10 protein-coding genes are annotated in these 13,049 nt (G+C 63.9%); 4 read left to right on the top strand and 6 right to left on the bottom strand.

The annotated features are described in order from the left end of the window. Positions 1-85: 85 nt before the first annotated feature. Positions 86-2,602: an ATP-dependent helicase HrpB gene (gene hrpB, locus ACODSJ_RS05380; RefSeq protein ID WP_489100749.1), complete on the bottom strand. Its 2,517-nt coding sequence runs from the start codon at positions 2,600-2,602 to the stop codon at positions 86-88. A 95-nt stretch (positions 2,603-2,697) separates the two neighbouring features. On the opposite strand from hrpB, the gene ACODSJ_RS05385 reads away from it, so the two are divergent. Further along, a complete protein-coding gene (locus tag ACODSJ_RS05385; protein WP_489100750.1) occupies positions 2,698-3,117 on the top strand; it encodes a polyribonucleotide nucleotidyltransferase in 420 nt (139 codons plus the stop codon). A 28-nt stretch (positions 3,118-3,145) separates the two neighbouring features. Continuing rightward, positions 3,146-4,039 carry a cation diffusion facilitator family transporter gene (locus ACODSJ_RS05390; protein ID WP_489100751.1) on the top strand — a complete coding sequence of 298 codons (894 nt, stop codon included), beginning with the start codon at positions 3,146-3,148 and terminating at the stop codon, positions 4,037-4,039. A gap of 154 nt (positions 4,040-4,193) precedes the next feature. Here ACODSJ_RS05390 and ACODSJ_RS05395 read toward each other — a convergent pair whose 3' ends face one another. Further along, positions 4,194-5,237, bottom strand: coding sequence for a DUF6515 family protein (locus ACODSJ_RS05395; protein WP_489100752.1), 1,044 nt, complete (start codon positions 5,235-5,237; stop codon positions 4,194-4,196). Between the two features lie 414 nt (positions 5,238-5,651). On the opposite strand from ACODSJ_RS05395, the gene ACODSJ_RS05400 reads away from it, so the two are divergent. Then, positions 5,652-6,131, top strand: a complete 480-nt coding sequence (locus tag ACODSJ_RS05400) for an Lrp/AsnC family transcriptional regulator (RefSeq protein WP_489100753.1) — start codon at positions 5,652-5,654, stop codon at positions 6,129-6,131. Between the two features lie 279 nt (positions 6,132-6,410). Beyond that, the gene (locus ACODSJ_RS05405) at positions 6,411-6,620 is read left to right on the top strand and encodes a DUF2788 domain-containing protein (RefSeq protein WP_003185724.1); all 210 of its coding nucleotides are present in this window, start codon (positions 6,411-6,413) and stop codon (positions 6,618-6,620) included. On the opposite strand, the gene ACODSJ_RS05410 is transcribed toward ACODSJ_RS05405, so the two are convergent. The 4 genes from ACODSJ_RS05410 to ACODSJ_RS05425 all read right to left on the bottom strand — a co-directional run bounded on the left by ACODSJ_RS05410 (position 6,615) and on the right by ACODSJ_RS05425 (position 13,020). Next, on the bottom strand, positions 6,615-7,181 hold the full coding sequence (locus tag ACODSJ_RS05410; protein WP_489100880.1) for a pseudouridine synthase: 567 nt from the start codon (positions 7,179-7,181) through the stop codon (positions 6,615-6,617). The genes ACODSJ_RS05405 and ACODSJ_RS05410 overlap by 6 nt on opposite strands. A 139-nt stretch (positions 7,182-7,320) precedes the next feature. Next, positions 7,321-8,820 carry an AMP nucleosidase gene (gene amn / locus ACODSJ_RS05415; protein WP_489100754.1) on the bottom strand — a complete coding sequence of 500 codons (1,500 nt, stop codon included), beginning with the start codon at positions 8,818-8,820 and terminating at the stop codon, positions 7,321-7,323. A 94-nt stretch (positions 8,821-8,914) separates the two neighbouring features. Continuing rightward, positions 8,915-10,564 carry an acyl-CoA dehydrogenase family protein gene (locus ACODSJ_RS05420; protein WP_489100755.1) on the bottom strand — a complete coding sequence of 550 codons (1,650 nt, stop codon included), beginning with the start codon at positions 10,562-10,564 and terminating at the stop codon, positions 8,915-8,917. Positions 10,565-10,638: 74 nt separating this feature from the next. Continuing rightward, a complete protein-coding gene (locus ACODSJ_RS05425) occupies positions 10,639-13,020 on the bottom strand; it encodes a 7TM diverse intracellular signaling domain-containing protein (RefSeq protein ID WP_489100756.1) in 2,382 nt (793 codons plus the stop codon). Between the last annotated feature and the right edge of the window lie 29 nt (positions 13,021-13,049).

The following is a 13,049-nucleotide window of genomic DNA, read 5'->3' on the forward strand; positions in this document are numbered from 1 at the left end:
CTGACACACCGCTATCGTCGGATCGCCGCCCGGAGCAAGCTCGGCTCCCACAGGGTTTGTATTTCATGTGCTGAATTTACTCAGCTTACTTACGCGGCTTCACCCGCGCCGTCGCTTCCGCCACCAGCGGGTCGTCCGGCCAGTAATGCTTGGGATAACGCCCCTTGAGATCCTTCTTCACCTCGGCATAGGTGCTGCGCCAGAAATTCGCCAGGTCCTGGGTCACCTGCACCGGCCGGCGCGCCGGGGACAGCAGATGCAACTTGACGACTTGCCGACCACCGGCAATGCGCGGGGTGTCGGCCAGGCCGAAGAGTTCCTGCAAGCGCACCGCGAGGATGGGCGGATGTTCGCTGTAGTCCAGGCGGATCGACGAGCCCGAAGGCACGCTCAGGTGATGGGGCGCCAGTTCATCCAGGCGTTGCGGCAACGGCCAGGGCAACAGGTTGTGGACGATGCTCGACAGGTCCAGGTTGGCGAAATGGCTGAGGCGCGAGACCCGCCCCAGGTACGGCATCAGCCAATGTTCGAGGCTGTCCAGCAGCGCCGCGTCGCTGACGTCGGGCCATTCGCTTTCGCCCTTGGCCTTGAGGTCGAGCCGGCGCAGCAGCGCCACCCGGGCCTGCCATTGCCGCAACTCTGGCGTCCAGGGCAGCAGTTCCAGGCCCTTGCGGCGCACCAGGTTGACCAGCGCCTGGCTGCGCGTCGACTCATCCAGGCCGGTCAGCGGTTCGCGACTGAGCACCAGTTCGCCGACCTTGCGTTGGCGCTCGGCCCGCAGCACGCCTTCGCGCTCGTCCCAATCCAATTGATCCACCACGCGCACCTGTTCGGCCAGCACCGAATCGAACAGCGCCGGGTCGAAATCCGTCGCCAGGTAGATTCGCTCTTCCCGCTGGCCCTGGCGGCTGCCCAGGTCGGCGATCACCAACCACGCTTGCTTCATCAGGCTGTCGACCTCGGCAAACAGCGCCGCTCGACCGTTGGCCAAGCGATACTCCGCGCCGCCGGGCCGACGCTGCTGGGCGACGCGATCCGGATAGGCCAGCGCCAGCAAGGCGCCGAGCCAGCGTGGATGATCGGGATCGGCCACGGCTTCTTCGGCCTTGCCGCGCAGGTAACCGCGATATTGCCGGGCCAGTTGCCGAGCCCGCTGCACGCCACCCTGCCCGCCACGTGCGGCCCTTTCTTCACCGGACAGCAACATCAGGCGGCTGTGCAGATCCGCACCAGCGCCGCGAAGAATGTCGCGCTCGCCCAGCAGCGCGGCGACGTTACAGGCCATGTCCGCCAGCCCCAGCGCCTGCCCGCGCAGCAACAGATGGGCGATGCGCGGATGGGCCGGCAGCTCGGCCATGGCCTGGCCGTGACGGGTCAGTTGCTCGCCCTCCAGCGCGCCCAGGCGTTGCAGCAGGTCCTGGGCCTGCGCATAAGCGGCCGCCGGCGGAACGTCGAGCCAGACCAACTGCTGCGGCGCGACACCCCAGCGTCCCAATTGCAGGGCCAACCCCGCCAGGTCGGCCGAGAGGATTTCCGCGCTGCCGTAGGCGGCCAATTGTTCATGCTGATCTTCGGACCACAACCGGTAGCACACCCCCGGTTCCAGGCGCCCGGCGCGACCTGCCCGCTGGGTGGCGCTGGCCCGGGAAATGCGCTGGGTGTCGAGGCGGGTCATGCCGCTGCCCGGATCGAAACGCGGAACACGAGCCAACCCGGCATCGACCACCACCCTCACGCCGTTGATGGTCAGGCTGGTTTCGGCGATGTTGGTGGCCAACACCACCTTGCGCAGGCCCGGCGGCGCCGGGTCGATGGCCGCGCGCTGGGCGCCGAGGTCCAGCTCACCGTGCAGCGGGCACAACAGCACATCGCTGCGTTCGCCCAAGGCATCGGCCAGTTGCTGGTGCACCCGTCGGATCTCCGCCTGCCCCGGCAGGAACACCAGGACGCTGCCCGTTTCGTCGTGCAGCGCTTCGAGCACCGTCTGCACCAGCCGTGGCTCGATGAATTCGCCCGGCTGGAACGGACGCCCCCAACGCACCGCCACCGGAAACATCCGCCCTTCACTGCGCAGGATCGGCGCGTCATCCAGCAACCCGGCCAGGCGCTCGCCTTCCAGGGTGGCGGACATCAACAGAATCTTCAGGGGCTGGTCATCACGAAACAGCTCGCGCCCGTTCAGGCTCAGGGCCAGGGCCAGGTCGGCGTCCAGGCTGCGTTCGTGGAATTCGTCGAAAATCAGCAAGCCCACGCCTTCCAGTGCCGGATCGTCCTGCAAGCGGCGGGTGAGAATACCTTCAGTGACCACTTCGATGCGGGTCCTGGGACCGACCTTGCTGTCGAGGCGAATCCGGTAGCCGACCGTTTCGCCGACCTTTTCCCCCAGCTCGCTGGCCAGTCGCTCGGCGGCCGCACGTGCGGCCAGGCGCCGTGGTTCAAGCATCAGGATGGTCTGCCCGGCCAGCCAAGGCTCGTTCAACAAGGCCAGGGGCACGCGGGTGGTTTTACCGGCGCCGGGCGGTGCTTCGAGCACGGCTTCGTGGCGGGACGCCAAGGCTTGACGCAGGGCGGGTAAAACTTCATCAATCGGCAAAGAAATCATGCTGGCTCCAAGACAGAGGGCCGAGTATAACGGCGAACTGTTTAGCGTGGTCCGGACTCCAACCAGCAACACCTTTACCTGCTCAGGAGATTGTTATGCGTATTCCCTTTCGCGTGATCGGCGGTGCCCTGGTCGTGACCCTGCTGACCCAGCTCAGTGCCTGCGGCTCGATCTTCTACCCGGACCGTCGCGGCCAGATCGACGGCAAGATCGACCCGGCGATTGCCGCGCTCGACGCCGTCGGCCTGCTGTTCTACATCATCCCCGGCCTGATCGCGTTCGCCGTGGACTTCGCCACCGGCGCCATCTACTTCGAGCCAGGCAAGACCGCCCAGATCGCACCGGAGAAACTCAAGCCCGCCATCAACGCCGACGGCAGCGTCGATAACCACAAATTGCAGGCGATCCTGGAAAGCGAGCTGGGCCACAGCTTCCCGCTGGACGACCCACGCCTGATCCAGCACAAGGGCAGCGCCCAGCAATTGGCCGCCCTCGGCCTCAAGCCAGCCGCATAACCGCCATCAAGGAAGGAATCAGCGCCCCATGACCCCCAGTAACGAACATGCTCGCCTGCTACGCCTGGCCACCCGTGCTTCAGTGGCGGTGGCGCTCACTCTAGTGATCGCCAAGGCGCTGGCCTGGTGGCTCAGCGGCTCGGTGAGCATGCTCGCCGGCCTGACCGACTCGGCGCTGGACGGCGTCACCTCGCTGCTCAACCTGTTGGCCGTGCATTACGCGCTCCGCCCGGCCGACGACGACCATCGCTACGGTCACGGCAAGGCTGAATCCCTGGCCGGCATGGCCCAGGCGCTGTTTATCGGCGGCAGTGCGGTATTGATTGCCTTGCAGGCGTTCGAGCGCCTGAAAAACCCGGTCCCCGTGGACGCGCCTTGGCTGAGCGTCGGCGTGATCGTGTTCTCCCTGGCATTGACCCTGGCGCTGCTGGCGTTGCAGCACCGGGTGATCCGCGCCACCGGTTCCAACGCCGTGCGCGCCGACTCGCTGCACTACCGCTCCGACCTGTTGCTCAACGGCAGCATCCTGATCGCGCTGGTATTGGCCGGGTTCGGCTGGTATCAACTCGACGCCTGGTTCGGCCTCGGGATCGCGGTGTACATCTTGTGGAGCGCGATCCAGATCGCCCGGGAAAGCTTTGCGGTGCTGATGGACGAAGAACTGCCGCCCGACGTCAGCCAGCACATGCTGGAACTGGCCTGCGCCGTGCCCGGCGTATTGGGCGCCCACGACCTGCGCACACGAATCTCCGGCAACCACTGGTTCGTACAACTGCATTTGGAATTGCCGGGCGAACTGACCCTCTCAGTGGCCCACGGCATCAGCGACCAGGCCGCCGATGCTATCCATGAGGCTTATCCGAAGGCGGAAGTGCTGGTTCATGCGGATCCGTCGGAGGTGGTGAAGCACGCCAGCGCGTAGCTGTCTCTGCGGTGAGAGAGGGTTATTTCTGTGGGAGCAAAGCTTGCTCGCGATGAAAACAACTCGGTCATCTGAAACCGAGGTGCCAGTATCGCGAGCAAGCTTTGCTCCCACAGAAAATCTCCTCGCCACCACCACAGGTCCGCGACCAGCCTCAGTACGTCACCTGATACCCACGACTGCTCAAGCAACTGCCCTCGGCCTGGCGATAGGTCTGCACCACTTCCGGAGCCGGTGGGTAGCTGTAGTTGCGCGGGTCGAAGCCGCTCTGCTGCACCGCCCAGCGATAGCAGTCGTAGCCATCCTGGTTGATTTGCTCGGGCGATTGGCCGTTGGCCGGGTAGGCCACCACGTCAAAGCTGTTGCCTTGAGGTTGAGGCGACGGATTGACCACCGGCGGCTCGACCACGACGTAATCCTGGGTGCTGGCCTCATAGGCGTAGTAGGCGCCGGCCGCGAGGAAGAACAACGAGCTGCCGATCCACACCTCCCGGGCGTAATCGGGCAGGTAGCGGGTACGAATGCCCCGTGGCGGCTCGACCACCACATAGCGCGGCCCCTGGGGGCGATACCAGTAGCCGCCCGAATAGAAATAGTCCTGGCCGCGATAGGGGACGCGGTAGTTGCGTTCCGGGAACCGGTCGATCACGTAGCCAGGGCGATACTTTGGCCCTGGCCCCCAGCCGTTGCCACGACCGTCCGGCCGGCCTTGCCAACGTTGGTCGGGGCGATGGTCCTGATCCGGGCGTTGGCTCCAATCTTGGCGATGGTCCCAGGTTGGCCGTTGGCCGCCACTCGGATAACCGTCGCTGCGACGGGGAATATCCCGGTAATAGCCCGGTTGCGGTTCCCGGGTCTGGGTCACGCTGTCGGGTCGGCCCTGGATGGGCAGGTTGTTACCAGGTTGCAGCTGTGGACGGCCATGGACATTGGTGTCCAGCTGGATGCGGTTATCATGCTGGCCGCCCTCGTATTGAGGCAGCGGCTTGACCTCGAACTGACGGCTGTTGTCGCCTCGAATGATCTCGTTGCCTTGCGGCCGTGGCTGACCCGAATAGCCCTGGCCGCCCCCCCGTCCTTCATGGCCGCGATCGCCGTCCGGCCCACCGCGGTTTTGCTGATCGTCGGCCATTCCCTGCGCACTGACACTTGCCCATAACAGACCAACACCTGCCAAACGCCAGATGCGCGACTTCATGAAATTCCTCACAACGGTTCGGGGCCTGTTTATAAGACTGGAAAAGCCCAGGCCGGTTCTGCAACAGATTATCAGCCACGGGGTTTATTTCGCAGGCATTAAAAAAGGGAGACCCGTCGGCCTCCCTTCGAAAATCTAGTCCGTGCTCGACGCTTTTGACGTCGGCTCACCTCACACGGTCTTCTGGACGGTGTGCAGCTCGGGGGCCTGCCAGTACCGGTGGGCACTGCGGCCGCAGCCGGCCGGATTGGGCGGGCTGCACTGGACTGTTTGTCCGAGCAGTGATCTTGGTGATAAGCATAGGCCTGGGGCAGCGACAGATGATTGCTAAGATTGCTTGGATAAACATCACTTGCGCAATTTTTAACCCCGGATAGATAATCTGTCGCAATTATCAAGATAAAGGGCCATTCAATGAGCAAACTCGACCGTTACGACCTGAGCATTCTGGCGGAATTGCAGCGTGACGCGCGCATCTCCAATCAGGAACTGGCCGAGCGCATTGGCCTGTCACCCTCCCCTTGCTCACGACGGGTCAAGCAGTTGGAGGACGACGGCTACATCTCCCGCCAGGTCGCCCTGCTCGACCGCAAGATGCTGGGCCTGAGCCTGACCGCCTACGTGCTGATCGGCATGGACCGCCACACCCCCGAACGCTTCGAAAACTTCGAAGCCGCCATCCGCAACCTGCCGCAAGTGCTGGAGTGCAGCCTGGTCACCGGCATGGACGCCGACTACCAGCTCAAGGTCGTGGTGCCCGACATGGACCATTACCAGAAACTGCTGCTGGGTCACCTGACCCGGATCGACGGCGTCACCAGCGTGCGCTCGAGCTTCGTGCTGAACCAGGTGCTCAGCAGCACCGAACTGCCGTTGACCCATCTGCGCAGCTGACCGCTTTGCTTTTGTGGCGAGGGGATTTATCCCCGCTGGGCTGCGTAGCAGCCCCAAAACCAGGCAATTCGGTGTGTCAGTAAGATTGAGTTCACAGCTTTAGGGCTGCTGCGCAGCCCAACGGGGCGGTGCGACGTTTCGCTAAATCCCCTCGCCACAAAAAGCTCGACCTCATGACTGCCCAGGCTGCGACACACCGCCGCAGGTCAATCCCGCGCCCGCACCTCATGCCTTATACTCGCCGCGCCTTTTCAACCCCGCCCACGCCGGAGTGTCCCGATGGATCCTGCTGTATTCGAAGAGTGGATGATGACCGGCCTGGTCAGCATCCTGATCATTTTCATGGGTTTTATCGTCTGGGACCTGGCGAAGAAATCCAAGGCCGGGCGTTTCGGCTCGTTCATCCTGTTTTTCGTGCTGGGCCTTGGCGTGGCCGCGTTCGTGATCAAGAGCGTGGTGATCGGCCTGATCGAATCCGGCGCCCTATAAGCGCGCCGGCACTTCTTTCCACTGGCCCTGATCGAGCCCATCGATCGTCCAGTCACCGATCCTGACCCGCACCAGGCGCAATGTCGGCAGGCCCACGGCCGCAGTCATGCGCCGTACCTGACGGTTGCGCCCTTCGCGTATCACCAGTTCCAGCCAGCTGGTGGGCACGCTCTTGCGAAAACGCACCGGCGGGTTGCGGGCCCACAATTGCGGCTCCTCCAGTTGCCGCGCCTCGGCTGGCAAGGTCATGCCGTCGTTCAACTCCACGCCCTCACGCAAACGCTGCAATTGTTCGACGCTCGGCTCCCCCTCCACCTGCACCCAGTAGGTCTTGGCCAGTTTGTGCTTGGGATCGGCAATCCGCGCCTGCAATTGCCCATCGTTGGTCAGCAACAGCAGCCCTTCACTGTCGCGATCCAGCCGTCCGGCCGGGTAGATCCCCGGTACGTCGATGAAATCCTTGAGCGTCGCCCGCCCTTCGCCGTCGCTGAATTGCGTCAGCACATCGAAGGGTTTGTTGAACAGGATCAGCCTGGGCTCGGCCGGCGGGGCCTTGGCCACGCGGCGCGGACCAGGAACGTGCGGCTTCGCGCCGGGGCGGCGGGAAGCGGGGCGTGGGGGACGGGACATGGCGAACACAACATCTAACGGTCAGGGCCGACCATGCTAGTGGCCCGACCGTTAAATAACCACTCTCCGATCAGCGGAACGGCGGTTCGTCGAAGCTGCGCAGCTTGCGTGAGTGCAGGGAGTTGAGCTCGGTGCGCAACAGGTCCAGCGCGGCGATACCGATCTTCAGGTGCTGGCTGACCGCCCGCTCATAGAACGCGTTCGCCGAACCCGGCAGCTTGATTTCACTGTGCAGCGGCTTGTCCGACACACAGAGCAACGTGCCATAGGGCACCCGCAGGCGATAACCCTGGGCGGCGATGGTGCCGCTTTCCATGTCCACCGCCACGGCGCGGGACAGGTTGATCAACGGACGCTCCTGGGCCCAGCGCAATTCCCAGTTGCGGTCGTCGTAGGTCAGCACGGTGCCCGTGCGCAGGCGTTTCTTCAACTCGTCGCCCTTTTCGCCAGTGACGTTCGCCGCGGCCTGCTGGAGCGCCAGCTGCACTTCGGCCAGGGCCGGGATCGGAATGTTCGGCGGCACCACGCGGTCGAGAATGCCGTCGCGGCGCATGTAGGCGTGGGCCAGCACGTAGTCGCCGATGGTCTGTGACTGCCGCAGACCGCCGCAGTGGCCGATCATCAACCAGCAATGCGGGCGCAGCACCGCCAGGTGGTCGGTGATGTTCTTGGCGTTGGACGGGCCGACGCCGATGTTCACCAGCGTCACGCCATGGCCATCGCTGGCCTGCAGGTGATAGGCCGGCATCTGATAGCGGTGCCAGACCACGCCTGCCGCAATCGCCGACGCTTCGTCGTGGCTCATGCTCTTGTCGATGATCACGTTGCCCGGCAAGACCATGCGCACGAAACGCGGATCGCTGCGCAACTGCTCCAGGCCGTGGACGATAAACTGGTCCACATAGCGGTGATAGTTGGTCAGCAGGATCCACGGCTGTACATGTCGCCAGTCACTGCCGGTGTAGTGCACCAGCCGGCGCAGGGAGAAATCCACCCGGGCGGCGTCGAACAGCGCCAAGGGCAGCGGATCGGTGTTCTCCCAGTCGTAGAGGCCATCGGCGATGCCATCGGTGGCGGCCGACAGGTCGGTGCTGGGGAACACCCGCGCCAACACCGCTGCGGTCACGCCGGAACCGGCCAGTTCATCGCCTTGTTCCACCACGTACGGATACGGGATGTTCTGCTCGCTGACGCCCACTTCCACGGTGACGGTAAAGTCGTGCATCAGCGGGACCAGTTGTTCCAGCAGGTACTTACGGAACGCGGCAGGATGGGTCACGGTGACACTGTAGGTGCCCGGCAGCTGGACCTTGGCGTAGGCGCGCGTGGTCTGCGGGACTTCGCCATGGCAGTGATAGGTCAGGCGCAGGGCGGGGTAGCGAAACAATGCACGTTGCTCGGCGTCCGGCTCGATGCGGTCTTTGAGATAACGCATGAGCGCCTGGTTCAGCGCGGTAGTCGCACGCTCATGCAACGCCGCCAGGCGATCCACGGCTTGTTCGGCGGTTTGAACGACAATAAACGCTTCGGTCACGATCAGCTTCCTGTGTTCTGGCTTGCAGGCCTTCATCTTGCCTGCATCGTCGTCCGACGGGAACAGTGGCGTAATGACCCAACCCTCACTCTGCCCGCTCCCACAGGGTTATGTGCTGTCCTGAGCCTGCTTAGAAACCATGCGGGGTGGAGCGGGCGACGATCGCCTCGACATTCAAGCCCCTCGGCAATACGCCGTACACCCGGCCACCGGCGCCCAGGCGGCTGGCGATGAACCCATCGCTGACGTCGCTGTTCCCCGCTTCGAGCAGCAGCCTGGCTTGCAGGCCGACGGCGATGTCTTCGGTCAGTTGCCGGGCGCGGTACTGGATGTCGGCGGTGTCCTTGAAGGCGGCGTGCAACTGCTTGATGTGGTTGGCCAGGCGCTTGTCGCCGTGGCCGTCGCCCAGCTCGCTGAACAGCACTTCGAGCACGCCTGGCTCCTTGGACAGGGCCCGCAACACGTCGAGGCATTGCACGTTGCCGGAGCCCTCCCAGGTCGAGTTGACCGGTGCCTCGCGGTACAGCCGCGGCAGGATGCTGTCTTCGACATAACCGGCGCCGCCCATGCATTCGGCGGCCTCATTGATCATCGCGGGGGCGCGCTTGCAGATCCAGTATTTGCCCACCGCCGTCACCAGCCGTGCGAACTTGGCTTCGTGCTCGTCACTCAAGTGATCCAGCGCCCGCCCCATGCGCAGGCTCAAGGCCAGGGCAGCCTCGCTTTCCAGCGCCAGGTCGGCCAGCACGTTTTGCATCAGCGGTTGCTGGCTCAACACCTTGCCGCCGACCCTGCGGTGGGCACAGTGGTGACTGGCCTGGGTCAGCGCCTGGCGCATCAAGGCGCTGGAGCCGACCATGCAATCGAAACGGGTCATGGCGACCATCTCGATGATCGTCGGCACGCCTCGCCCTTCTTCACCGATCATCCAGGCCAGGGCGCCACGGAACTCGACTTCGCTGGAGGCGTTGGACCAGTTACCCAACTTGTCCTTCAAGCGCTGGATGTAGAACTGATTGCGGGTGTCGTCCGGGCGATGGCGCGGCAGCAGGAAGCAGGTCAGGCCCTTGTCGGTCTGGGCCAGGGTGAGGAACGCATCGCACATCGGCGCCGAGCAGAACCACTTGTGCCCCACCAATTCATAAGCCTGGCCCGGGCCGCTGGCGCCCACCGGGTAAGCCTTGGTGGTGTTGGCGCGAACATCGGTGCCGCCCTGTTTTTCGGTCATCGCCATGCCCAGGGTCACCCCGGTCTTGTGGGCCATGCCGACGTTGCGCGGGTCATACTCGGTGGCGAGCACCTTCGGCAACCAGCGCTCGGCCAGGTCCGGCTGCAAGCGCAGCGCCGGCACACTGGCAAAGGTCATGGTCAGCGGACAGCCGCTGCCGGCTTCGGCCTGGCTGTGCAGATAAGTCATCGAGGCCCGGGCGACATGGGCGCCGGGTTGCGGATGAGCCCAAGGCAGGCTGGGCAAGCCGTGCTCGACGGCCGTGCGCATCAACTGATGATAAGCGGGATGGAACTCCACCAGGTCGATGCGATGGCCGTAGCGGTCGTGGCTGGAAAACACCGGTTTGTTGCGGTTCGCCAGGAACCCCGCTTCCATCAGCGGCCCACCGGCCAGTGCACCGTATGCGTCGATCCGCGCCTGGGCCCAACCCGCCCCGAAACGCTGCGACCACTGCTGCAACGGCAGGTCGATGCGGTACAGGTTGGCGCCGTCCAGAGACGGCGGCTGGTTGGTGACGTCGTGGGTTTCGGCGAACTGGTGCAGGTTCATGACGGGGCTCCTCGGTCGGCCAGCAGAGATTCAGTTAAGCACCGCCTCCAGGCCGAACATAGTGTCATACCCGCCTAAATACCGGCGCTTTCGCCCTGCTTCGGACACAACACCCGCCGCTGCAGAATCGCCTGCAACGCCTCGAACTTGACCGGCTTGCTCAAGTAATCGATCAATGCGCCCGATGGACCGTGCGGATGATCCACGCTCGGGCCGACCACCACGACCGGCAGCGCCTCACAGCCGGACAGCGTGTGGATCTGACAGCAAAGCGAGACGCCGTCCAACGATGCCTGGCAATCGAGCAACACCGCGTCAAAGCTCTCGCCCTGCAACAGATCCAGCGCCGCGCGGCCGTTGTCGGCGGTGCGCACCCGGTAACCCAGCTTGAGTAACATGCCGCGCATCACCAGTTGGTCGATCGCATTGTCATCGGCCAACAGCACCGTGCAATCCCGGGGATCCCGCGCGTCCGGACGCTTGTTGAAGGAAAACGCCGAAGGCGCCCCCGCCGGCAAGGCCACGTCAAATTCAACGTCCAACTGAAAACGACTGCCACGACCGGGTTCGGTGGTATGGGTGAGGCGCCCGCCCAGCAGTTCCACCAGTTGCCGGCAGATCGCCAGGCCCACGCCGAGGCCTCCGTATTCGCGGGTCATCGAGCCGTCGAGCTGGAAGAAACGCTGATACAAGGTCGCCTCCCCCAGATCGGTGAAGCCGATGCCGGTGTCGATCACCGCGAACGACAGCGCCAACCGATCGAGCTCCGTCGGCCTGCCACTGACACGCAACGCAACGCCACCGACCCGGGTGAACTTGATGGCATTATCCAAAAGGCATTCCAGGCATTGAGCCAGTTTGCCGCTGTCGCCGAGCAGTCGGTCGGCCAGGCCCGGGGCAACGTCCACCTTGAAATCCAGCCCCTTGGCCATGGCATTGGCGGCAAACTGCACCTGCAACGCATCGATCACCTCGCGCAAGCTGAACGGCGCCGGGTAGGCCTTGAGCTTGCCGGCCTGCAACTCGGTGAGGGTGAGGATGCCGTTGACCATGCGCATCATGTCCCGCGCCGAACCGGCGGCGGTCTGTTGATACTGGGTCAGCTCTTCGTCCATCTCGACGGTTTCCATCAGTTCCAGGGAACCGATCACGCCATTCATCGGCGTGCGCAACTCGTGGGTCAGGGTGGCGAGAAATTCATCCTTGAGCTTGTTGCCGTGGGCCAGTTGCTGGTTGAGCACTTCCAGCTTCTGCCCGGCGTCGAACAGGGTCTGGGCCTGCTGCTCGCGCATGGCGTTGATGCGATCGGCCAGGGCCAGGGACAACAGCGCGACCTCGATGGCCGAGCCGATCTGGCTGGCGTACATGGTCAGGAACACATTCGGCAGGTAGCCGAGCACCATCAGCGTATTAACGATGCCCCCCAGCAAGAACGCCGACCAGGCAATGATGAAATAACGCGCCACCCGCAAGCCGCGCCACCAGGCAAACAGCCCGGCAGCAAAGATCACCACCGTGAACACCAGCGCCAACAGCGTCGCCAGGCGCAACGCCAAGGCATAGCTGGTCATCAGCGACAGGCTCACCACCGTCGCGCTGTAGGCGATCAAGGCCAGCAGCAGACGGTCGACCCAACGGCTGTGCTGCGCGGTCTGCAGGAAGCTGCGGGCAAACTGGCTGCCGAACAGGCCCGCGCAGCCGATGAAGAACGGCGTCGCGGCGTTGGCCCACCAGGGGTTGTCCGGCCAGAAATACTCCACCGCCGCGCCATTGACCGACAATTGGTACAGGCCAAACGAGGCAATGTAGAAGATGTAGTAGAGGTAGCTGGTGTCGCGCACGCTCAGGTAAATGAACAGGTTGTAGACCAGCATCCCCAACAGCACGCCATAAATGACCCCCAGCACATACAGGCGCAACGGCTGTTGCTCCAGATAAGCGGTGCTGGACCACAGCGTCAGCGGCGCCTGGATCGAGCCCTGGCTCTGCAATCGCAGATACAGGGTCTGTCGTTGGTCGGGTTTGAAATCCAGGCTGAACAGGTAGTTGTTCTGGCGAATCTCGCGGCTGGAGAACGGCAATGCGTCCCCGGTCTGGCGAACCAGGCGATAGGCGCCGGCAGCATCGGGCAGGTACAGGTCGAGATGATCCAGCGGCGGATACGCCAGTTCCAGCAGCCAGGTGCGCTGGGCATCCGGATTGCCGGGACGGTAGTGCAGATCGATTTTCAGCCAGAACGCCGACCGCGAATAACCGGCATTCAGCGTGGCTTTATCATGGGGCTTGAAGGCAGGGGTCGCTGCCAGGGCCAGGACGTCGTCGAGGGTGGCCGTGCCGCTCGCATCTTCGAACACTTGCAAGGCATGGCCCAAGGGCAGGCTTTGGGTGAACTCATCGAATTCTAGGGCGCTCGCCAAGGGGGACAAGCACAGCAACAACATCAGCAAATAACGCATTTTAGCCCCAGCGCGGCTTGTCCGGTTGA

The sequence above is a fragment of the Pseudomonas sp. FG6 genome (genome assembly GCF_057809015.1).